The sequence below is a fragment of the Pseudomonas sp. Pseusp16 genome (assembly GCF_047324915.1).
In the GTDB taxonomy this organism is placed as follows: Bacteria; Pseudomonadota; Gammaproteobacteria; order Pseudomonadales; family Pseudomonadaceae; genus Aquipseudomonas; species Aquipseudomonas fluorescens_CD.
The window spans coordinates 4,489,916-4,510,658 of record NZ_CP168522.1; the positions used below are offsets into that span (position 1 = coordinate 4,489,916).

Below are 20,743 nucleotides of genomic sequence, written 5' to 3' on the forward strand. Positions count from 1 at the left end.
TCGCGATGGAGGTTAACGATGACGCGGGCTGACTGGATGAACGCGTCATCCTCCGGTTCTTCGCGAGCAAGCTCGCTCCTACAGGGAATGAGGAGAGTTTGAACATGCTGCAAGTCGACAAACTGCACCAGTATTACGGCGGGAGCCACATCCTGCGCGGCCTGACGTTTGACGTGAAGGTCGGTGAAGTCACCTGCCTGCTCGGGCGTAACGGCGTGGGCAAGACCACCCTGCTCAAATGCCTGATGGGCCTGCTACCGGCCAGGGAAGGCGCAGTGAACTGGGACGGCAAGCCGATCACCACGCTCAAGCCGCACCAGCGGGTGCATGCCGGTATCGCCTACGTGCCGCAGGGCAGGGAGATCTTCGGCCGCCTCACCGTGGAAGAAAACCTGCTGATGGGACTGTCGCGGTTTCCCGGCAGCGAAGCCAGGGAAGTTCCGGCGTTTATCTACGAGCTATTCCCGGTGTTGCTGCAAATGAAGCAACGGCGCGGCGGCGACCTGTCCGGTGGCCAGCAACAGCAATTGGCCATTGGCCGTGCGCTGGCCAGTCGCCCTCGCCTGCTGATCCTCGACGAGCCCACCGAAGGCATCCAGCCGTCGGTGATCAAGGAGATCGGTGCCGTGATCAAAAAACTCGCCGCCCGGGGTGACATGGCGATTTTGCTGGTGGAGCAGTTCTACGATTTCGCCGCTGAACTGGCCGATCAATACCTGGTGATGTCCCGGGGCGAAATCGTGCAACAGGGGCGCGGAGAAAACATGGAAGCAGAAGGTGTACGCGGGCTCGTTACGATCTGAGTCGTCACGCTCCGTACTCACCGAGCCGGAACCTCCCGAAGCGGAGCGCCTCGGGAGGCAAGGCACCAATTTGTCGCGTCAAACCTGCAACCGCGCACACTATTGGTGCGCCAATACATTTAACCGCCACCTCTTGCCTGCAATATCTTGCGGCACAGCCTTTGCAACATCCTGATGACCTCACGATAAGCACTGACCATGACTCTTCCCGCTTCCGGTGCCTTGTTCACCCCCAGTTGGCACGCCGAACTGGAACTGGGCTACGCCAGGTTCGACAACACCACTCGCCCGGTCCAGCGCCGGCACAAAGGTCCGTTGCGGGTGCAAAAACACCTGTATGCCGAGGGACCGGAAGTCTGTCAGCACATCATCGTCCACCCCCCCGGCGGAATTGCCGGCGGTGATCGGCTGGACATCTCGGCCTTCGTCGATGGCGATGCCTGGGCACAAATCACCAGCCCCGGCGCGGCCAAATGGTATCGCGCCGCCGGTCCCGCTTATCAGCAGCTGAAATTGAAGGTGGCGGCCGGCGCGACACTGGAATGGTTGCCCCAGGAGACGATCATTTTCAGCGCTGCCCAGGCTGAACTCAGCACGTCCATCGACCTTGAGGGCGATGCACGGCTGTTCTACTGGGACGTCGTGGCCCTTGGGCGCCCGGCCAGTGGCGAGCGTTTCGAACTTGGGCATTTCCAGGCACATCTGGATATTCGCCGCGACGGTCAGTTGCTCTGGCATGAACGCCAGCGCATTGTCGGTGCGGACGGTCTGCTGGATTCGCCTATCGGGCTGGATGGGCAACCGGTGTTTGCGACGTTGCTGGTGACGGGTGAAATTGATAGCGAGCTGCTGGAGAAGTGCCGTTCGCTGACCAACGACGTGCGCGGGGATTTGACCCAGTTGCCGGGATTGCTGATTGCCCGGTGCCTGGCCAGTGAGGCGCTGTTGGCACGAGGCTGGCTGATTGAACTTTGGAAGTTGTTACGCCCCGCCCTGCTGGGTCGCGAGGCTGTAGCACCCAGAATATGGAATACCTGAATTGCTTTCTGTGGGAGCAGATCCCACTCTTTTTAATCTGCCCGGATGGATGTCTACGATGGACCTGACCCCACGCGAAAAAGACAAGCTGCTGATTTTCACCGCTGGCCTGGTGGCCGAACGGCGTTTGGCTCGCGGTGTGAAGCTCAATTACCCGGAGGCCATGGCCTACATTTCCGCCGCACTGCTCGAAGGCGCCCGCGACGGCCAGACCGTGGCCGACCTGATGCACTTCGGCACCACCCTATTGACCCGCGAACAAGTGATGGAAGGTATCCCGGAAATGATCCCGGAAATCCAGGTCGAGGCCACCTTCCCCGACGGCACCAAACTGGTCACCGTCCACCAACCCATCGCCTGAGGTCGCGCCATGACTTACCACATCCGCGATGCCGTGCATGCCGATCTGCCGGCGATCCGCGACATCTACAACGACGCGGTGCTCAACACCACGGCGATCTGGAATGAACAGACAGTCGACCTCGGCAACCGCCAGGCCTGGTTCAGCGCCCGGCAATCCCAGGCTTATCCGGTTCTGGTGATCGTCGATGCCGACAACACCGTGCTCGGGTATGCCTCGTTCGGCGACTGGCGGCCATTCGACGGTTTCCGCCATACCGTCGAGCACTCGGTCTACGTGCGCAGCGACCAGCGCGGTAACGGCCTCGGCCCGCAATTGATGCAAGCGCTGATCGAACGTGCCAAAGGCTGCGGCAAGCACGTGATGGTCGCCGCCATCGAAAGCGGCAACGCGGCCTCCATTCGCTTGCATGAACGCATCGGCTTTATCACCACCGGGCAAATGCCTCAGGTCGGCACCAAGTTCGGCCGCTGGCTGGACCTGACGTTCATGCAACTGACCCTCAACCCCGGCGCGCAGCCGCCAGGCATCGACCAGGAGTAATGCCCGATGAACGCCGCCCAACTGCGACGCGTCAACGTTGAAAGCTTTGCGCATTACCGCCAGGGCCTGATCGACCTGCTGCTCGATGCTGTCGGCCATGGCGCCAGTGTCGGCTTCATGGCTGACCTCGATGCGACTCAGGCCCATGCCTGGTTCGATGAGGTCCAGGACAACCTGAACAAGGGCCGTGTGTTGCTGTGGGTGGTGGTCAAGGACGAGGACGAGCAGGTGCAGGCCAGCGTACAGCTGAGCCTGTGCCAGAAAGCCAACGGCCTGAACCGTGCCGAAGTGCAGAAGTTGCTGGTGCGCGAAGATGCGCGGCGGCGAGGGCTGGGCCAGCAATTGATGAGCGCTCTGGAGGCGGCCGCCCTGCAGCACAAGCGCGGCTTGCTCTACCTCGACACCGAGGCCGGTTCGCCCGCCGAAGACTTCTACCAGTCGCTGGGCTATACCCGCGCCGGCGAGATTCCCGATTACGCCTGCGACCCGAGCGGCCGCTACAAGCCGACCGCCCTCTACTACAAGATTCTCCAAGGAGCCCATTGATGATTCCCGGTGAATACCAGATCCAGTCCGGCGAGATTGAGCTCAACGTTGGCCGGCGCACCCTCAGCCTGAAGGTGGCCAACAGCGGCGACCGACCGATCCAGGTGGGCTCGCATTACCACTTTTTCGAAGCCAACGACGCCCTGACTTTCGACCGTGCCGCCAGTCGCGGCATGCGCCTGAACATCCCGGCCGGCACGGCGGTACGTTTCGAACCGGGGCAGAGCCGCGAGGTCGAGCTGGTGGATCTGGTCGGGCATCGCCGGGTGTTCGGGTTTGCCGGGCGGGTCATGGGTGACCTCTAAGTAATGCGATGTCCCCACTGACGCCTTCGCGAGCAAGCCCGCTCCCACAGGGGAACGCGATCGAATGTGGGAGCGGGCTTGCTCGCGAATCTGTGAGCGAAGCGAACAGTCTCAAACTCAATTGAATTCCAGGGCGAACGAATGAAGATTTCCCGTCAAGCCTACGCCGACATGTTCGGTCCCACCGTCGGTGACAAGGTGCGCCTGGCCGATACCGGGTTGTGGATCGAAGTGGAAAAGGACTTCACCACCTACGGCGAAGAAGTGAAATTCGGTGGCGGTAAAGTCATCCGTGACGGCCAGGGTCAGAGCCAGTTGCTGGCCGCCGAGGTGGTCGACACCCTGATCACCAACGCGCTGATCATCGATCACTGGGGCATCGTCAAGGCAGACGTCGGTCTCAAGGACGGACGCATCGCGGCGATCGGCAAGGCCGGCAACCCGGACATCCAGCCCAACGTCAACATCGCCATTGGCGCCAGCACCGAAGTCATCGCTGGCGAAGGTATGATCCTCACCGCCGGCGGCATCGACACCCACATCCACTTCATCTGCCCGCAACAGATCGAAGAGGCATTGATGAGCGGCGTCACCACCATGATCGGTGGCGGCACCGGACCGGCCACCGGCACCAATGCGACCACCTGCACTTCCGGGCCGTGGCACCTGGCGCGCATGCTCCAGGCCGCCGATGCGTTCCCGATGAACATCGGCCTGACCGGCAAGGGCAATGCCAGCCTGCCGGAACCTTTGATCGAGCAGGTCAAGGCCGGCGCCATCGGCCTCAAGTTGCATGAGGACTGGGGCACCACGCCTGCGAGCATCGACAACTGCCTGTGCGTGGCCGACCGGTTCGACGTGCAGGTGGCGATCCACACCGACACCCTCAACGAATCCGGTTTCGTCGAGACCACCATTGCCGCCTTCAAGGGCCGCACCATTCACACCTATCACACCGAAGGTGCCGGTGGCGGTCACGCGCCAGACATCATCAAGGCCTGCGGTCTTGCCAATGTGCTGCCGAGCTCCACCAACCCGACCCGGCCGTTCACCCGCAACACTATCGATGAACACCTCGACATGCTGATGGTCTGCCATCACCTCGACCCGAGCATTGCCGAGGACGTGGCCTTCGCCGAAAGCCGGATTCGCCGCGAGACGATTGCCGCCGAAGACATCCTCCACGACCTCGGTGCGTTCTCGATGATCAGCTCGGACAGCCAGGCCATGGGACGGATCGGTGAAGTCATCACCCGCACCTGGCAGACCGCCGACAAGATGAAAAAACAACGCGGGCCGCTACCCGGTGATGGTGAAGGCAACGACAACTTCCGCGCCAAACGCTACATCGCCAAGTACACCATCAACCCGGCGATCACCCACGGCATCAGCCATGAAGTGGGTTCGGTCGAAGTGGGTAAATGGGCGGATCTGGTGCTCTGGCGCCCGGCGTTTTTTGGTGTGAAACCGACGCTGATTCTCAAGGGCGGTGCCATTGCGGCCAGCCTGATGGGCGACGCCAATGCATCGATCCCGACGCCGCAACCGGTGCACTACCGCCCGATGTTCGCAAGCTTCGGTGGTTCGCTGCACGCCACCAGCCTGACCTTCATCAGCCAGGCGGCGCAGGATGCAGGCTTGCCCGAAGCCCTGGGTTTGAAAAAGAAAATCGCCGTGGTCAAAGGTTGCCGCGACGTGCAGAAAACCGACCTGATCCACAACGACTACCTGCCGAACATTGACGTCGATCCGCAGACCTATCAGGTCAAGGCCGATGGCGTGTTGCTGTGGTGCGAACCGGCTGAAACCCTGCCAATGGCCCAGCGGTATTTCCTGTTCTGAGCCTGTCCGCTGTGCAAAAAAAGCCTCGACGCCAAGGCTCACTCCCTTGGCTCGAGGCTTCATGTGCAGCTAAACCGAATAGTCGGGATCGATCGTGAACGGGATATCCACCCGTTGCAGCCCCGCCCGGTCCATCGCCTGCTGGGTGAGTGTGCTCATCTGTGCCTTCATTTGAGTGTCGATGTCACTCAAGGCTTGGGTGTATTGCTCCTCGGTCATGACACGGCCAGGAGCGAATTCGTTTTCCGGTCTTCCGGCCTTTACCGCCAGCGCCTTGATTTCCACCTCCAGCTCAGCCTTCTGCGCAACAGAAAGGCCTGTTCCTTCAGTCCGTCTTTGCAAGGCATCGTATAAGTCCGTAACGACGTCGACACGACGCTTGAACCCGTTCAGGATTTCCTCGTACTCACTCTCCAGCCAGTTTCTCCAGAGCGGTTGCTCGAGGATCCGCGCACGCAGCAGATCGCCTTCCTCCAGGGCGGTGATTCGCTGGAATGCCGCCTCGATCATCTCCTTTGTCACCCCGGCAATATTGCGAAACTGCATGCCACGCGCCTGCCACGGCAAATCCAGGCGCTCGGCAAGTTCCGTCATGTACGCCAGGTGAACTTCGACCTCGTCGATGGTGCCGCTGACGTTCCCTTGAGCGTCGACGCGCGTGAAACGCTCGCCCGCCGCCAACCGTTCAGCCACTCGCTGGCGAGCAATGGCTCCCAGCTCATCGAGCCGGGATTTGCCCCGCGCCAGTTCGAGCAGTTGAGGCTCAACCAGATCCGGGCGGATCAAGTCGTAGGCTTCTTTAACGAGCACCTCGACCCCCATGGCGTTGAACAGCTGCGTACCGCCATCCACACACTGCGTGGGTGTCGCAGCCTCGCTGAAGAGCTTCGTTCTCAGCTCAGTGTCTTCGGCCATCGCCTCCAGCATTCGCCAGACTTTAGCCGTCAGCTCCTTGCGATATAGACCGCCAGCCCTGAAGTCGGCGGATTGGGTGAGCCGGTTGATTTCGTTGAAAAAGGACTCCGAATGAAACTCATCTTCAACCGCATTCCATATCTGTTGATTGGCCCGCCACTGCGCCTCTGAAATTCCTTCCCCCCATTCGGAACTGTCCACCGTGCCCATCGGCGGATACGGCCGCTCAGGGTCCATGCCAACCGACTCGATATACAGCTTGAGGGTCTCCAGATTTTCCTCGGAGAGCCATTGAGGTTCACGGCTGATGAATGTGCGCGCCAGCAATTCGGCGCGGAACGAACCCGGTGCGACTTGCGGAATCTGATTGATCGGATTGCTGCGCAGATCCATGAAAATACTGCGCGGACGTGGCTGGGAAAACAGCCCGACCGGCCAACTGCTCAACCCTGTTCCGTTCAGTCTTACTACTTGCAGATGAGGCATCTGGCTGATGTCGGGGGCGAGTCTCAATGGATTACCTTGCAAGTCCAGCCATCTGAGTTGAGTCATGTGTCTCAGCCGCGCTACCGCCAGCGCATCCAGTTCAATCATGTTGTCGTTGAGGACGAGGTGGGTGAGATGGCGCATATCACCGATCCCCTGCGATAGCCGGGTCAAACGATTGCCTTGCAGATTCAGGTGACGCACCTGGCGAAATGCCTGCAGGAAATGCTCCTCGCCCGGACCGATGCCGGCGTTGCGCAAACCCAGGCCGGTGACGTGATCGAAATTGGCCTCCAGCCTCGGAAGTGTCGCCAGGTGCTGCCCCAAGGGCATGCCATCCAGCACCAGCGCTTGAGGCGCAATAATGCCCGGCACCTCAGCCCCTCCGGGCCCGGTTCTCTGCCAGCATTGCCTGAGCGCCTGATAGACCTGATTGCGCGAGTTCCACTCTGCCACGCCTGCCGGGCTGAAACGAAAAGACTCGGTTGGCGAGTTCATCCAGCGCTGCATGGTTGCGTTGAAGCGGTTGAATTCGGTTTCAAGTGCTGTCAGTCGTTGGCTCGCAGATCCGCCGTTCTGCTCGAATTGCTCCAGCAGTATCCCGACCTGGTCGTTGCTCAAGCCTGGATAGAGCGATGTCGTCCGACGCTGCAGCAGTTCCCGTTCAGGCGAAAGTCGCGCATACCCTGGCATGCCACCGCGAAGACGCATGACTGCCGGGTCGTACGCCGGTTTGCGAATGGGGTTTTCCAGAAGAATCCGCTCAAGCTTCTGGCGCGCCAACGGTCGCGCTCGCACCAGCCTTTCAAGCCTTGCTGCCTCATGGATTTCGAAGTCCAGGGCTGTTCGTTGCGAATCCGGCAACGCATGCAGCACCGCGGCATACACATTGTCTGCGCCGTGCAGGTGTTGATCTCTGTCGTCCCGTGCTTCGTATTTGCCATCCTCCCCCAGGATCAGCACTTTGCGGATCGGTGCGTCGACAGGGCCAATACTGTCAATCAAGGCTCCCCCGAATGAATACTCACGAACCTCCACACGCACATCCCCCGGCCAGCCCGGCAGAGCCGCCAGGGAATGCAACTCCAGACGCGCAGTGTCAGCGCTGTGCAACCCGTCGAGGTAAAGGCCTTCATAGGCCCGTGTCATCCGCAATTGTTCGGCGGCCTCCCGGGCCTGTTGAGCCAGCCGCAATGGCACACGTTTCTTTTCGGTCAGGTGTTGCATGTCGCAAGGGTGCGCCTCACCCAGCAGCTCTTGCGCCTGGCTGACCGAGATATCTGCAAAATCGCCCTTGAGCAGGTTCACCAAAGGATCGTCCGAACGGGTCCGACGACGGTACAGAAGGTCGAACAACTGCCGCTTGCGCTGGCGTACCTGTGCCGCCCATTGCTCACGCAATGCCTGGGCACGCTTCTGTGCGTCACCGGATAACCACTCGTCGAGCAGTTCGCGAAGCTCCCGCTCGTCCAGGAACCCCACCACACGCTCGGGCAGCGCCCCCACCAACAAGTCCGACCAGGTCATCTGCAACGTATTGGCCGCTGACGCCCCGGCATAGCCTTCCTTGATCGCGGCCCCTGTCAGACCCGGCCCCTGGAAGACCTCAATGGCCTTGTCACTGGGCCAGCCGTCCATTTCGGTCATGGATCGCACGGCGTAATCGGCCCATTCCTCACCGATCCGGTTGGCCAGAATCTGCTCTGCGCAAGCTTGCGCATCGGCAAGGGCCTTGAAGCGCTTGAGGGTATCGGCCAACAGCGCCGGAGGGGTCTCGTGTTCGACGTGAAGTCGGCGCAGCACATTTTCGTGCACGCCGCTGGCGGTCATAACCTGCTCAAGGGTTTCATCGGAGAGTCCATCCACCGAAGCGCCCAGACGCCTGAGTACTTGCTCCTTGTCCCATTCGAGTGGTTGATCGAGTTCGGTTTTCCAACTGCCGGCACCGTTGTGCTCCACCCGCGGCTTATACGCATCGGCGCGAGTCGGGTGTTGCAGCCGATACCGACCAGTGTCCGGGTCCTGCTTGACTTCGTAGTACTTGTCGTCGAGCCGCAGCAGGTCCTGATCCTGATGACGGTACAGCCCTGTGTCACTGGCCCTCGCCCCATCGGGCAATGCGATCGATCGTTCATAGGGACCGAGGTCAGGGCTCCACAAACGCCCCTTGTCGCCGATCTCCACGGGTTTGAGACCCTCGACAAATGACGAAGGCTTGATTGCAGTCGGAGCACCACCGGGCAGTACATGCCCCGCGCCCATGGCTGCCAACTGCGCAAAATTGATCAACACGTCATTGAAGTATCTGCCGGCCTCCTCCTTATCTCCCTTGCTCCAGTCCTCGATGCCCTCCGTTACCTCGGCAAGCATTTGCGCGACCATGACGCCGAGCATGGCCTCGCCCAGACCCGGCACCAGCATTGCGGTGAAATTGAAGATGTTCCAGCCAAGTTCCAGGTAACTGGTCAAGCGCTTGAAGCGGGCTGTCGCATCTTCATCACCGGTGGGCACCGCAATGACCCTGGCGTCGGCGATGGCCTTGTTGCGACGTTCGATAAACAGCGTTACCCACAGATCACCATCGATCGCATTGGTGACAGGTTCGGCATTCGGGTTCTCGACTGCGGTTTCACGCCACCATGGCCCCATATCCAGCGGTTCGCGTTGATGCCAGGTGAAAGTCTTGAAGCGTTCATTGGCGCGGGCGAAAAAACGTCCCTTGTCCTTTTGTGCCACGAACCGGCTGAAAAAGGCCTGGTAATCCGTACTCAGCAGTTGACCGATCAGCGTCTTCATAAATTCGGTCAGCGACGAATACTCCTTCAAGGGATGGTCTGGATCATCCGGAATATAGGCAATCAACGGGCCGGACAATCGGCTCTGATGGTAGATATCTTCATTGCGAGCCAACTCTTCGGTCACGCCCTGGGGACCATTGGCAAAGAATGCTTGCAACAGCTTGTATTGCTCGTACGCCTGGTTGGGTAACACAGGGACTCGGTGCGACCATTCCAGCCAGAATTTCAGCTCGGCGGGGGTCAACGCATCGATGGTCCGTTTGATCTGCGACGGCTCGCTGACCGCACTGAACAGCACGATGCCGGTCATCCTGAACCCCATCAGCGACAAGCGGTGAGGCAGTAACGGGCGTTGATACAGGGTGACTCCCGGACGACCTTCAGCCACCTGACGGAGCTTGCCATACGCGTGATCGCTGATATCGCCCTTCAATCTTGCGATCAGTGCCGCCACTTCAAAGGCCGCTTTCTCACTGGCGACTGCACCTTGCTGCAAGGTCTGCCGCGCCGCGGCGCTTTCGGGCAAGAGAATGGACTTGAGGTGTTGCTGATACTGCCCGCCGATGTCCAGGCTCCGGCATAGCGACGTGAACCTTGGCAACGTGATCGTCGGGTCGAGCGCAAGGCCGCCGTATTGGTCCTTGCGATAGATACCAGCCGTGTTTCGCCATGCGCCTTCGGTGGTTTCCGATTCCTCGAAATTATGCAATGCAGCTTCGAGCAGTGTGGAGCGCCGCACGCGACTGCCACCTGTATCAATTCCAAGAATAATAGTGATCGGCACATCAAGCTGCACAGTGAACTCATTGATGTTCACATCGGTATTGAAGTTCGTCCGCAGTGCGGTTTTGATCAAGGGTTCGGCAAATGTATTGATGTCGTGCTGCAAGTTACCCAGGGTCTTGTCCAGAACGCCTTGCAAGCGCCATCGCTCGTTAATCAACTGCTTCAGGTACTGGCGGTCAATATGTCGCGCGGCGCTGTACCACTCGGGTATCTGCGGCTGCAAACCTTCTATGGTTCTCAACCTCGATATCGATGCATCTTTAACAGCGCTCGGTACAACATCCAATACACGACTGTAATGAACGCCCCTGTTTTCCGTGCGTAGACTTCCAGAAGTTTCCAGCGTATTGCTTCCATGCAATTCAGCCATTTTAAATTTCCTTGATGACCGGATAAGAGCCAACAGCTTATTCAATGTGACCTTGAATAAAAGACCAAATAACTGTTGAGCCGATCCCCTTTGAAGCACCGCACAGTTCGAAAATCAGGGCTGTTTCAATATATAAGTACCACCCTGGAGGCTCCCGTTCATGGCACCGGGCGCGCGCTCTTTTTTTCGTGAAAGGCGCTAATATGCTTCTGGCTGTTTTCCAGCCAATGCTCAGGGGACCTGACATGCGCCTTTCCGAATTCATCGTGCAGCGCGTTGATTGCATCGTCGATGAGTGGGAGCAGTTCGCCAAAACCATCACCCCGGCCGCCGAATTCATGGACTGCGTCGCCCTGCGCGACCACGCGAAATCGATCCTGCTGGCAGCGGCGCGGGACATGAGCAAGCCCCAGTCCCCCACTGAACAGGCGGCCAAGGCCTGCGGCGAAGGCCCGGAAAAAACCCCAAGCCTGGACCAGGCCGGCGCCAGCCACGGCGAACTGCGGCACACCGTGGGCTTCGACCTGGTGCAGATGACCAGCGAATTCCGTCACCTGCGCGCTTGCGTGATCCGCCTGTGGATCAACAGTCTTGAGTCTCCCGACATGGCCAGTTTCCAGGACATGATCCGGTTCAACGAAGCCATCGACGAAGCCCTGGCCGAATCCACCGCGGCCTATGCCGAACAGGTCAACCGTTCGCGGGACATCTTTCTGGCGATCCTCGGTCATGATCTGCGCGCGCCTCTGCAAGCGGTGAGCATGTCCATCGAAATGCTCCTGCGCAAAACCACTCTCGAGGGCGATGCCCTGACCTGTGCGACCCACATCCAGCGCGGCACCCGGCACATGGCGGTGATGGTCAGCGATTTGCTGGAACTGGTGCGCAGTCGCCTGGGCAAGAGCCTGCCGATCGATCCGGCGCCCATGGACCTGGCCGATGCAGTACACGCAGCCATCGCCGAGGCCTGCGCCGGCAATCCCGCATGCGATCCGTCCCTGAAAACCGTGGGTGATACCCGCGGCATCTGGGATGCCGGGCGACTCCAGCAACTACTGCAAAACCTGATCGGCAACGCGCTGCAACATGGCTCGAACAAACACGACGTGACCGTGACCCTGACAGGCGAGCCGGAAACAGTTCGCCTGACCGTTCACAACTACGGCCCCCCCATTCCCGAAGATGCCATCGGCACGATCTTCGATCCGATGGTGCGCAGCGCCGACGAAGAACTGGGCCAGCCTTCTACCAGCCTTGGGCTCGGCCTGTTTATCGTCAAGGAAGTGGTTAATGCCCATCAGGGCACCATCGAGGTGAGTTCCAGCGAGGCGGCCGGAACACTGTTTACCGTGGTATTGCCCAGGAACGTTTAATACCTGGCGACCGCGTTATCGTTCTTCGTCGGAACGCCGCCCGGAGCAAGCCCACTCCCACATGGACGGTGAACAACCTGTGGGAGCGGGCTTGCTCGCGAAAGCGGTCTGACAGACCAGGCAAATACAACAGAACACCTACTCGACCAACAACCGCCCCAATCGCTGCTTGAGCATGCGGTTCTCGGCCCGCAGTTGCTGGACCTCTTCGAGCAGATCCAGCGCCAGGGCGACGCCTTCCCATTCCAGGTCAAGGTCGCGCCGCAGCTTGGCGGCGCGCTTGGCCAGGGTCAGCTCGTAGTCATTGAAACGCCAGTCCTTGGGCTGAGCACCCTGAGGTTCGAGGATGCCGTGTTCGACGATTTCGATCACGTAGACGGCCGACAGCTCGGTCGCCTCACAGAATTCTGCCATGTCCAGTTGAACGTTCAGGGGACTGCTCATTGTCAGTGTCTCCTTGGTTCCAAGGGATCAAAAATGCTCTCGCGGGTCGAACGCGGCTTTTTTCGCCAGCTCCTGCCACAGGGCCTTGATGTCATCGTCGGATTTCTTCGGCATCACCGCTTTCAGTTGCACGAACAGGAACCCGCGCTCACCGGCCTTGTTCATCAGGCCATGGCCCTTGGCGCGCATGCGCTGGCCGTTCTGGCTGCCGGCCGGCACCTTGAGGTTGATCCTGCCGGTCAGGGTCGGCACGGCGACTTCGGCGCCCAGCGCCAGCTCCCACGGTGCCAGTGGCAAGGTGATGATCAGGTTCTCGCCTTCGACGTCGAATTTCGGATGCGGAGCAAAACGGATCGTCAGGTACAGGTCGCCATTGGCGCCGCCACCCACACCCGGAGCGCCTTGCCCCTTGAGGCGAATGCGCTCGCCGTCGGTCACACCGGCGGGGATCTTCACGTTCAGGCTTTTGCTGGTGTTGCTTACATGCTGGCCGGCCGCGTTGTACTGCGGCACCTGAAAGGTGACCTTCTTCGACTCGGTCGACAGTGTTTCTTCGAGAAAAACCCCAAGTTCCATTTCCACGTCTTGCCCTCGACGTCCGGTGCTGCGACGCGACTGTCCTCCACCCCCAAAGCCTGGCCCACGGTTGCCGAAGATCGAACTGAAAAAGTCCGAGAAATCGCCCGTGTCCTGACCGCCGCCACCGAAACCACCACGGCTCTGCCATCCCGGTGGTCCCTGGAACGGCTGGCCATGCTGGCCATAGCGGCGCAAATCATCGTATTCGGCGCGTTTGTCGGCGCTTTTCAGCGCTTCATAGGCTTCCGAAGCGTCCTTGAATTTGGACTCGGCATCCTTTTCCTTGCTGACGTCAGGGTGGTATTTGCGCGCCAGCTTGCGATAGGCGGCCTTGATCGCCTTATCGTCTGCGGTCGGCTCCACACCGAGAATCTTGTAATAGTCTTTGAAGTCCATCGCGGGAATCACCATCCGTTATCAAATCGCGCCACAGGCCACAGCATGCGCTTGTTTGCAGCCATTGGTCTGACCGATCTCAAGTTTGTGACCGGGTGGCGCAGCAGAAGTTTATCGGCAGCAGGCGGGGCTTCTTGCGAGCACTCTCGCGGCTGTCCGGTTGATGCAGGGTAGTTTGGGGGGAATGCCCCATCTTTCAAGGCATTGTTTGCGAAGAATTAGCAGATAACCGGCCTTCGAATCTGGCGCGCTCTGACATACACTGCGCGGCCGTTTTTTAACCGGAACCTGAAAGACATGAACAACGCATCTCCAGCCCGTGCCGTGGGTATCGACTTTGGCACGTCCAACTCCACCGTCGGCTGGCTGCGCCCCGGCATGGAAACGCTGATCGCGCTGGAGGACGACAAGATCACCCTGCCGTCGGTGGTCTTCTTCAACATCGAAGAACGCCGCCCGGTGTACGGCCGCCTGGCGCTGCACGAGTACCTGGAAGGCTACGAAGGCCGCCTGATGCGCTCGCTCAAGAGCCTGCTGGGCTCCAAGCTGATCAAGCACGACACCAGCGTCCTGGGCACGGCGATGCCGTTCAAGGACCTGCTCGGGCTGTTCATCGGCCAGCTCAAGAACCGTGCCGAAGCAGCCGCCGGTCGGGAGTTCGAAGAAGTGGTGCTGGGTCGGCCGGTGTTTTTTGTCGATGACGACCCGATGGCCGACAAGGAAGCCGAAGACACCCTGGTCGATGTGGCGCGCAAGATCGGCTTCAAGGAAGTCTCGTTCCAGTTCGAACCGATTGCTGCGGCATTCGACTACGAGTCGACCATCGAGAAAGAAGAGCTGGTGCTGATCGTCGACATCGGCGGTGGTACGTCCGACTTCTCCCTGGTGCGTCTGTCGCCGGAGCGTCGCGCTGTGGATAACCGCCAGGATGACATCCTCGCCACCGGCGGCGTGCACATCGGCGGAACCGATTTCGACAAGCAACTTTCGCTGGCCGGCCTGATGCCCCTGTTCGGCTATGGCAGCCGGATGAAGAGCGGCGCCTACATGCCCACCAGCCACCACATGAACCTGGCGACCTGGCACACGATCAACTCGGTGTACTCACAGAAATCCCAGCTGGCCTTGGGCAGCATGCGCTACGACATCGAGGACACGGGCGGCATCGATCGCCTGTTCAAACTGATCGAGCAGCGCGCCGGGCACTGGCTGGCGATGGAAGTGGAAGAAACCAAGATCCAGCTGACCCACGCCGACAGCCGCCACGTGCCGCTGGACCGCATTGAAGCGGGCCTGAGTGTGGACTTGAGCCGTGCACTGTTCGAGTCGGCCATCGACAGCCTGCTGGAGCGGGTGCGTAACAGCGTCACCCAACTGCTGGCAAACGCCGACGTGCGGGTCGACCAGGTCGATACGGTATTCTTCACCGGCGGTTCGAGTGGTATCCCGGCGCTGCGCAACAGCGTCTCGGCGATGCTGCCGAAGGCGCGGCATGTGGAAGGGAACATCTTTGGCAGTATCGGCAGCGGTCTGGCGATCGAGGCTGCAAAACGCTACGGCTCGATGGACTGATCCGAAATCTGCGGTGCGCCCTTCGCGAGCAAGCCCGCTCCCACATTCAACCGAGTTCCTCCAGATGGAATACGCTCAAATGTGGGAGCGGGCTTGCTCGCGAAGGCGCCAGATCAGGCAATAAAGATCCAGCGGATCAAACCATCCCCACCTGCTTCAACTCACTCTTCAGATACGCGTAGTAAATCGGCCCCGCCACCACCCCCGGCAGGCCGAACGCGGCCTCGAACACCAGCATCGCCAGCAGCAACTCCCACGACTTGGCACTGATCTGCCCGCCGACGATGCGCGCGTTGAGGAAGTATTCGAGCTTGTGGATAAAAATCAGGTAACCCAGCGCCGCCACGGCGACCCAGATCGACAGCGATAGACCGACGATGGTGATCAGGGTGTTCGACATCAGGTTGCCGATCACCGGCAGCAGGCCGAGCAGGAACGTCAGCACGATCAGGGTTTTGGTCAGCGGCAGCTTGATGCCGAACAGCGGCAGGATCACCGCCAGGAAAATCCCGGTGAAGAAGGTGTTGAGCAGGGAAATCTTGATCTGGGCGAACACGATGTTGCGAAACGCCTGGACCAGCAGGTGCAGGCGATCGAACAGCGCCGCAGCCAGCGGCTTGCGCTTGGTCAGGTCCGGCACACGCTGCAAGGCAATGATCGCCCCCAGCACCATGCCGATCAGCAAGGTCACGAACATGTGCGCCGCGTCCTTGCCCACCAGTTGCAAATCGCTGAGGTGCTTGCTGACCCATTCGCCGATTGCCACGCGAAACTCGGCGGCACTGGCCGGCAGATAGGCGTCGATGAACGGCGGCAGTTGCCCGCGTGCACGGTCGACCACCCCCATGAACTTGTCGAGGGAAGCACCTGGGTTTTCCGCTTCGTGCAGCAGAAAACTGATGGCGCCGGCAAAGATCAGCGACAGTACGCTGACAATCAGAGTCCCCAGCAACGCCACTGCCAGCCAACGTGCACGTCGGCCTTCAATCAGTCGTTGCAGTTGCGGGGTGAGCATGTTGACCAGTTCGAACACCAGCAACCCGGCGAGCAGGCTGGGCAGCAACCGCAGCGGCAGGACCAGCAGCAACCCGCCAAAAATGATGACCCAGCTGATGACCAGCAAAACTTGACGCTGAGAAAACGTTGGCATACAGCCTCAAAAACGAACGGCATAAAAAGGATTGGCAGTCTGCCAGCGATCCGGTGCGAGCACTAGGGATTGTGTGGGGCGACCTTGGTCGGGGGCAGGGCAAATTGTGAAACTCCCCAGTCAGCCCATACAACGCCGCTCCCACACTCGACTGAGTTGATCCCTGTGAATTATTTTTTCTTCAGGCAATCACTCATGAACGCCTTGCGCTCATCCCCCTTGAGGGCCTTGGTGGCGGCGTCGGCATTGCAGGTTTTCATTTTCTCTTGCTGCGGCGTCAAGGCTTTACCGGCATCGTTTGCCGCCGGAGCGGCCTTCAGGCAGGTGCTCATGAAGGCTTTGCGCTCGTCGCCCTTGAGGCTTTTGGCCGTGGCGTCGGCGTTGCAGGTGGTCATCTTTTCCTGTTGGGCTGTGGCGGCGAAGCCTTGGGAACAGAGCAGCAAACCGATCATCAACAAAGGGACACGCAACATCTTCATGGAGTTTTCTCCTTGTTGCCACACCGAGGGGCGTGGCCTCGTACTGGAGTGTAGACAACCCCTGTTACACCTTCCTGTTCTCCAGATGGCTGCGTCGATACTGCTCCGGCGTGCACCCGGCCTGGCGCTGAAACATTGCGATAAACGCAGAGCCAGTGCTGTAGCCCATGTCGAAGGCGATTTCTTGAATGCTTCGCGGGCTTTCCAGCGCTTCGATTGCCGCCAGAAAGCGCAGGCGCTGGCGCCACTCGCCGAAACTCATGCCCAGTTCCCGCATGAACTGCCGTGCCAGCGTGCGCTCGCTGACATGGATGCGCGCGGCCCATTCCGACAGCGGCCGGTTATCCCCCGGCTCGGCCTGCAACGCTTCCAGGATCCCCAACAGTCCGGGGCTGCTGGCGTACGGCAAATAGCACTCGTGCACCGGCGCCTGTCGTAGCTGGTCCACCAATACCTGGGCCAGACGCTGATCGGCAGCCTGCTCGGGAATTTTCACGTCCCGAGCCGCGAAGTCCTTGAGGATCGCCTTGAGGATGTCGCTGATGGCCAGGGTGCAGGCTCGCGACGGCAGATCGGTGCACACCTTGGGCGCCAGGCACACGGCGCGGTAGTTGACCGGTTGGTGACTATAGAAACTGTGCTCGATCTGCGGCGGTACCCACACCGCGTATTGCGGTGGCGACATGAAGCGGCTGCCCTCGACGTCCATGTGCAGCACGCCATGGGCTGCATATTCCAGCGTCCCCCAGGGATGTCGATGGGGTGCTGCGTATTCGTGGGCGTCGAAATCGGCGTAGCGGAAGTACACCGCCGACGGCAGTTCGCTGAAGTCCAGCAGGTCGATGTGTTTACTGCTCATGCTGTCCGTCATCAGGGGCGGGTTGTCTGGTTCGAAGTATAGGCTTGCATCCAGACAAGCGGATAATTGCCCCTCATTAACGTTCTGGTTTTTCCCGATGCAATACGCTTATCCCCTGCTGGCCATTTTTATCTGGGCCGGCAACACCGTGATCACCAAAATGTCGGCCGGGGCGATCTTCCCCGCCGAGATCGGTTTCTACCGCTGGCTGCTGGCCGGGTTGCTGTTCACGCCCTTCATGCTCAAACCGGTGCTCGCCCATTGGCCGCTGATCCGACCGAACCTGGGCAAGATCCTTGTCCTCGGTGTTCTCGGCATGGCGGTCTATCAAAGCCTGGCGTACTTCGCCGCGAGCCTGACTACGGCCACCAACATGGGCATCATCCTGTCGCTGATGCCGCTGATGTCGCTCGCCATGGCAATCATCAGCCTCGGCCAGCGCCTGACCATGGGGGCCCTGGCTGGTGCGGTGCTGTCATTCACCGGTGTCCTGGTGGTGGTGTCATCCGGCAGCCTTGGCATATTGCTGGAGCACGGGGTCAACCTGGGCGACGCGATGATGCTGATCGCCACCCTGGCCTACGCGGTCTACAGCACCCTGTTGAAAAAATGGCAGCTGAAACTGCCGCCGCTGGTGCTCCTGTATTTGCAGGTACTGGTGGCCGTGGTGGTGCTGTTTCCGCTGTTCCTCGCCTCACCGAAAGTCGGCGCGACCCTGCAGAATATTCCGCTGGTGTTGTACGCCTGCCTGCTGGCTTCGATGGTCGCGCCGCTGGCGTGGATGCAGGCCGTGGTGCGTTTGGGTCCGAGCCGGACCACGCAGTTTTTCAACTTGCTGCCGTTGATTACCGCATTGATTGCGGCAGTGGTACTGCATGAACAACTGGCGATGTATCACCTGGTGGGCGGAGTGTTGACCTTGGGCGGGGTGATTGTTTCCGAGCGTTGGACGACGGTGTTGGGTCGCAAGGTCAGTGTTGCCTGAGCCGCCGCCTTCGCGAGCAAGTCGAATCGTCGCACCGCCGCTCCCACATTTGGAATGCATTCCCCTGTGGGAGCGGGCTTGGTCCGGGCGGCGTTCCGACGAAGAACGATAACGCGGTCTAGACGCCTTCCGCCGCCAGCCGCGCCGCATGCTCGACAAACAACCTGATCGGCTCGGCCCCCTTGCCCACCAGCCCCAGTGACTGGTTGACGATATCGAAGTGATCCAGCGGATACTCATCGCCAATCACCGTCCCCAGGTGCGAGCTGTAGCGCCCGACCATGCCGTCGCAATGCCCGGCTTCGCAGACGAAGGTTTTGGCGAATAACCGGCAACTGCGGTTGGTGCCATCCAGCAGGTTGCGCCCGCGATCGGTAATGCCCGGTTGCAATGTGCCGGACCAGGAGTAATAACGCACGCCGTTGACCTCTTCCGGCCCGTGACCGCCCCAGATGTCGGGCAGCCCCTGTGGATAACGCTGATTGAACAGCGCGACGCCAGCGGTGGTGAGGGAGTGGTGGGACGCATGGATATCCACCGGTAGCTTCGGCCCGCGGTAACCGGTATCCAGCCACCCCATCAGCGCACTGATAATCCGCAGCAAAAAGCACAGCAACCGGCCACGCATGCTGTCATGGGGATAATGCTCGTGCAGGTAATCGGCGAGTTCCGAACCGTGATTCGGCCCCGCAACCGAGGTCACCGAAGCGATCAGGTCCGGACGCTTTGCCGCCGCATAACGGGCGGTCAGCGAGCCCTGGCTATGGCCGATCAGGTTGACCTTGCCGGCCCCGGTTTCCCGCAGGATTTCCTCGATGCGTACCAGCAGTTGCTCGCCGCGCACTTCGTTCGAATTAAGCGGCGAGACCTGCACGGCGAACACCACCGCACCACCACGGCGCAATGCCTCGACGATCCCGTACCAGTATGGATAAAGCACCAGGCGGATAAACCCGAGCATTCCGGGTACCAACACCAGCGGATAGCGCGGGGCAGAACCTTGCGACATGGGTGGACATCCTTGTGGTCGGAGGGTGACGCAAGGCGGAAGCAAGACATCCGCCAAGCATCACCAGCGAAGATGACAACTCGACGACAAGTCTATGTCATCCACCCTACTTCAACCCCGCCACGCCCGCCACGATCAGCCCGACCGAGACCAGTTTGATTGCGGTCAGGCTTTCACCCAGCAGCGCGAAACCGAGAAACACCGTGCCCAGCGAACCGATGGCGGTCCAGATCGGGTATGCAATGCTCACCGGCAATTCGCGCATGGCCAGGGTCAGGAAGTAGATCCCGCCCACAGCGGCCACCACAGTGATCAGCGAAGGCCAGAGCCGAGTGAAGCCCTCGGCGTACTTCATGCCCATGGCGAAGGTGACTTCGAACCCGGCGGCGATCAGCAGAAACAGCCAGGCCATCTAGAACTCCCCGGCCAGCGCCAACAAGCGCCGCTCAGCCTCGGCGGCGGAGATCTCAAAGGTGCGTTCGGCGGACTCTTCACCCTCGACGGCCACCACGGTGACGTCCGTGATGCCGATGAATCCGAGCACCGTGCGCAATAGCGTGTCGGCATGGTTCATGGCTTCCAGCTCGCCTCCCGGACCAAAACCAAAGCCGCCACGGCTGGTGACGATCAGGGCTTTTTTGCCCTGCACCGACGGTTGGTACTGGGCCACGCCATTGTCCAGGGTGTGATCGAAGGTCACCCCGACGCGCACGATCTGATCAATCCAGGCCTTGAGGCCACTGGGCACGCTGAAGTTGTGCATGGGCGTGGAAATCAGCAACACATCGTGGCCCAGCAGTTCGCCGACCAGCTCGTCGCTGAACGCCAGGTCGGCCTGCATCGATAATGGCCGGGCATCAGGCTCGGGGTAAAACGCGGCGGCCACGAATGCTTCGTTGACCGGCGGTATCAGCGCCCGACCGACTTCGCGCCGGGTCAACTGTGACTGTGGATGACGGGCCTGCCAGGCCGTCAGAAACACTTCGGCCAAACGGCGCGAGTGAGAGCGTTCACCACGTGGACTGGCATGAACGGCAAGAATTTTACTCATCTGAACCTCCTCAAGGACTAAACTCAAACGGCTTGTGGCTTGCAGCTTGAAGC

Annotated in this window: 19 protein-coding genes; 10 read left to right on the plus strand and 9 right to left on the minus strand. The window is 60.3% G+C overall.

Annotated features, from left to right (window positions below; translation table 11 throughout):
- Positions 1 to 104 precede the first annotated feature (104 nt).
- The 7 genes from urtE to ureC all read left to right on the plus strand — a co-directional run bounded on the left by urtE (position 105) and on the right by ureC (position 5,438).
- Complete coding sequence (gene urtE, locus ACEN8Q_RS20415; protein ID WP_413425480.1) at positions 105 to 803, plus strand: urea ABC transporter ATP-binding subunit UrtE; 699 nt, start codon at positions 105 to 107, stop codon at positions 801 to 803.
- Positions 804 to 1,001: 198 nt separating this feature from the next.
- Positions 1,002 to 1,841 carry an urease accessory protein UreD gene (locus tag ACEN8Q_RS20420; protein ID WP_413425478.1) on the plus strand — a complete coding sequence of 280 codons (840 nt, stop codon included), beginning with the start codon at positions 1,002 to 1,004 and terminating at the stop codon, positions 1,839 to 1,841.
- A gap of 58 nt (positions 1,842 to 1,899) precedes the next feature.
- Positions 1,900 to 2,202, plus strand: coding sequence for an urease subunit gamma (locus ACEN8Q_RS20425; protein WP_007945249.1), 303 nt, complete (start codon positions 1,900 to 1,902; stop codon positions 2,200 to 2,202).
- Positions 2,203 to 2,211: 9 nt separating this feature from the next.
- The gene (locus ACEN8Q_RS20430; RefSeq protein WP_413425476.1) at positions 2,212 to 2,745 is read left to right on the plus strand and encodes an N-acetyltransferase family protein; all 534 of its coding nucleotides are present in this window, start codon (positions 2,212 to 2,214) and stop codon (positions 2,743 to 2,745) included.
- A gap of 6 nt (positions 2,746 to 2,751) precedes the next feature.
- The gene (locus tag ACEN8Q_RS20435) at positions 2,752 to 3,291 is read left to right on the plus strand and encodes a GNAT family N-acetyltransferase (RefSeq protein ID WP_413703660.1); all 540 of its coding nucleotides are present in this window, start codon (positions 2,752 to 2,754) and stop codon (positions 3,289 to 3,291) included.
- Entirely contained in the window at positions 3,291 to 3,596 is a 306-nt protein-coding gene (locus ACEN8Q_RS20440; RefSeq protein WP_413703661.1) for an urease subunit beta, read from the plus strand. The genes ACEN8Q_RS20435 and ACEN8Q_RS20440 overlap by 1 nt, the downstream gene beginning before the upstream one ends.
- Positions 3,597 to 3,737: 141 nt before the next feature.
- Positions 3,738 to 5,438, plus strand: coding sequence for an urease subunit alpha (gene ureC / locus ACEN8Q_RS20445; RefSeq protein ID WP_413703662.1), 1,701 nt, complete (start codon positions 3,738 to 3,740; stop codon positions 5,436 to 5,438).
- 69 nt (positions 5,439 to 5,507) lie between these two features.
- Here the strand turns inward: ureC and ACEN8Q_RS20450 are convergent, their stop codons facing one another.
- A complete protein-coding gene (locus ACEN8Q_RS20450; protein WP_413705512.1) occupies positions 5,508 to 10,793 on the minus strand; it encodes an NEL-type E3 ubiquitin ligase domain-containing protein in 5,286 nt (1,761 codons plus the stop codon).
- Between the two features lie 245 nt (positions 10,794 to 11,038).
- Between ACEN8Q_RS20450 and ACEN8Q_RS20455 the strand changes: the two genes are divergently transcribed.
- Complete coding sequence (locus tag ACEN8Q_RS20455) at positions 11,039 to 12,166, plus strand: sensor histidine kinase (RefSeq protein WP_413425466.1); 1,128 nt, start codon at positions 11,039 to 11,041, stop codon at positions 12,164 to 12,166.
- A 138-nt stretch (positions 12,167 to 12,304) separates the two neighbouring features.
- On the opposite strand, the gene ACEN8Q_RS20460 is transcribed toward ACEN8Q_RS20455, so the two are convergent.
- Both ACEN8Q_RS20460 and ACEN8Q_RS20465 read right to left on the minus strand, forming a co-directional pair.
- Complete coding sequence (locus ACEN8Q_RS20460) at positions 12,305 to 12,610, minus strand: chaperone modulator CbpM (protein WP_413425464.1); 306 nt, start codon at positions 12,608 to 12,610, stop codon at positions 12,305 to 12,307.
- A 27-nt stretch (positions 12,611 to 12,637) separates the two neighbouring features.
- A complete protein-coding gene (locus ACEN8Q_RS20465; protein WP_413703663.1) occupies positions 12,638 to 13,585 on the minus strand; it encodes a DnaJ C-terminal domain-containing protein in 948 nt (315 codons plus the stop codon).
- 297 nt (positions 13,586 to 13,882) lie between these two features.
- On the opposite strand from ACEN8Q_RS20465, the gene ACEN8Q_RS20470 reads away from it, so the two are divergent.
- Positions 13,883 to 15,157, plus strand: a complete 1,275-nt coding sequence (locus tag ACEN8Q_RS20470; protein ID WP_413425460.1) for an Hsp70 family protein — start codon at positions 13,883 to 13,885, stop codon at positions 15,155 to 15,157.
- Positions 15,158 to 15,293: 136 nt separating this feature from the next.
- On the opposite strand, the gene ACEN8Q_RS20475 is transcribed toward ACEN8Q_RS20470, so the two are convergent.
- The 3 genes from ACEN8Q_RS20475 to ACEN8Q_RS20485 all read right to left on the minus strand — a co-directional run bounded on the left by ACEN8Q_RS20475 (position 15,294) and on the right by ACEN8Q_RS20485 (position 17,645).
- Positions 15,294 to 16,307 carry an AI-2E family transporter gene (locus ACEN8Q_RS20475; RefSeq protein ID WP_008016836.1) on the minus strand — a complete coding sequence of 338 codons (1,014 nt, stop codon included), beginning with the start codon at positions 16,305 to 16,307 and terminating at the stop codon, positions 15,294 to 15,296.
- A gap of 170 nt (positions 16,308 to 16,477) precedes the next feature.
- Positions 16,478 to 16,786, minus strand: coding sequence for a PsiF family protein (locus tag ACEN8Q_RS20480; RefSeq protein WP_111284342.1), 309 nt, complete (start codon positions 16,784 to 16,786; stop codon positions 16,478 to 16,480).
- 64 nt (positions 16,787 to 16,850) lie between these two features.
- Complete coding sequence (locus ACEN8Q_RS20485) at positions 16,851 to 17,645, minus strand: AraC family transcriptional regulator (protein WP_413425457.1); 795 nt, start codon at positions 17,643 to 17,645, stop codon at positions 16,851 to 16,853.
- 97 nt (positions 17,646 to 17,742) lie between these two features.
- Between ACEN8Q_RS20485 and ACEN8Q_RS20490 the strand changes: the two genes are divergently transcribed.
- Positions 17,743 to 18,630, plus strand: a complete 888-nt coding sequence (locus tag ACEN8Q_RS20490) for a DMT family transporter (protein WP_413425455.1) — start codon at positions 17,743 to 17,745, stop codon at positions 18,628 to 18,630.
- 118 nt (positions 18,631 to 18,748) lie between these two features.
- On the opposite strand, the gene ACEN8Q_RS20495 is transcribed toward ACEN8Q_RS20490, so the two are convergent.
- From ACEN8Q_RS20495 to ACEN8Q_RS20505, 3 genes are all read right to left on the minus strand, one after another.
- Positions 18,749 to 19,639, minus strand: a complete 891-nt coding sequence (locus tag ACEN8Q_RS20495; RefSeq protein WP_413425453.1) for an esterase/lipase family protein — start codon at positions 19,637 to 19,639, stop codon at positions 18,749 to 18,751.
- Positions 19,640 to 19,745: 106 nt separating this feature from the next.
- Positions 19,746 to 20,051, minus strand: a complete 306-nt coding sequence (locus tag ACEN8Q_RS20500) for a DMT family transporter (RefSeq protein ID WP_413425451.1) — start codon at positions 20,049 to 20,051, stop codon at positions 19,746 to 19,748.
- A complete protein-coding gene (locus ACEN8Q_RS20505; protein WP_413425449.1) occupies positions 20,052 to 20,690 on the minus strand; it encodes an FMN-dependent NADH-azoreductase in 639 nt (212 codons plus the stop codon).
- Between the last annotated feature and the right edge of the window lie 53 nt (positions 20,691 to 20,743).

Coding starts and splice junctions, on each gene's coding strand:
- ureC (WP_413703662.1), top strand. CDS start 3,738: ATGAAGATTTCCCGTCAAGCCTACGCCGACATGTTCGGTCCCACCGTC.
- urtE (WP_413425480.1), top strand. CDS start 105: ATGCTGCAAGTCGACAAACTGCACCAGTATTACGGCGGGAGCCACATC.
- ACEN8Q_RS20480 (WP_111284342.1), bottom strand. CDS start 16,786: ATGAAGATGTTGCGTGTCCCTTTGTTGATGATCGGTTTGCTGCTCTGT.
- ACEN8Q_RS20505 (WP_413425449.1), bottom strand. CDS start 20,690: ATGAGTAAAATTCTTGCCGTTCATGCCAGTCCACGTGGTGAACGCTCT.
- ACEN8Q_RS20465 (WP_413703663.1), bottom strand. CDS start 13,585: ATGGACTTCAAAGACTATTACAAGATTCTCGGTGTGGAGCCGACCGCA.
- ACEN8Q_RS20460 (WP_413425464.1), bottom strand. CDS start 12,610: ATGAGCAGTCCCCTGAACGTTCAACTGGACATGGCAGAATTCTGTGAG.
- ACEN8Q_RS20490 (WP_413425455.1), top strand. CDS start 17,743: ATGCAATACGCTTATCCCCTGCTGGCCATTTTTATCTGGGCCGGCAAC.
- ACEN8Q_RS20435 (WP_413703660.1), top strand. CDS start 2,752: ATGAACGCCGCCCAACTGCGACGCGTCAACGTTGAAAGCTTTGCGCAT.
- ACEN8Q_RS20470 (WP_413425460.1), top strand. CDS start 13,883: ATGAACAACGCATCTCCAGCCCGTGCCGTGGGTATCGACTTTGGCACG.
- ACEN8Q_RS20500 (WP_413425451.1), bottom strand. CDS start 20,051: ATGGCCTGGCTGTTTCTGCTGATCGCCGCCGGGTTCGAAGTCACCTTC.
- ACEN8Q_RS20455 (WP_413425466.1), top strand. CDS start 11,039: ATGCGCCTTTCCGAATTCATCGTGCAGCGCGTTGATTGCATCGTCGAT.
- ACEN8Q_RS20425 (WP_007945249.1), top strand. CDS start 1,900: ATGGACCTGACCCCACGCGAAAAAGACAAGCTGCTGATTTTCACCGCT.
- ACEN8Q_RS20440 (WP_413703661.1), top strand. CDS start 3,291: ATGATTCCCGGTGAATACCAGATCCAGTCCGGCGAGATTGAGCTCAAC.
- ACEN8Q_RS20450 (WP_413705512.1), bottom strand. CDS start 10,793: ATGGCTGAATTGCATGGAAGCAATACGCTGGAAACTTCTGGAAGTCTA.
- ACEN8Q_RS20475 (WP_008016836.1), bottom strand. CDS start 16,307: ATGCCAACGTTTTCTCAGCGTCAAGTTTTGCTGGTCATCAGCTGGGTC.
- ACEN8Q_RS20420 (WP_413425478.1), top strand. CDS start 1,002: ATGACTCTTCCCGCTTCCGGTGCCTTGTTCACCCCCAGTTGGCACGCC.
- ACEN8Q_RS20430 (WP_413425476.1), top strand. CDS start 2,212: ATGACTTACCACATCCGCGATGCCGTGCATGCCGATCTGCCGGCGATC.
- ACEN8Q_RS20485 (WP_413425457.1), bottom strand. CDS start 17,645: ATGAGCAGTAAACACATCGACCTGCTGGACTTCAGCGAACTGCCGTCG.
- ACEN8Q_RS20495 (WP_413425453.1), bottom strand. CDS start 19,639: ATGTCGCAAGGTTCTGCCCCGCGCTATCCGCTGGTGTTGGTACCCGGA.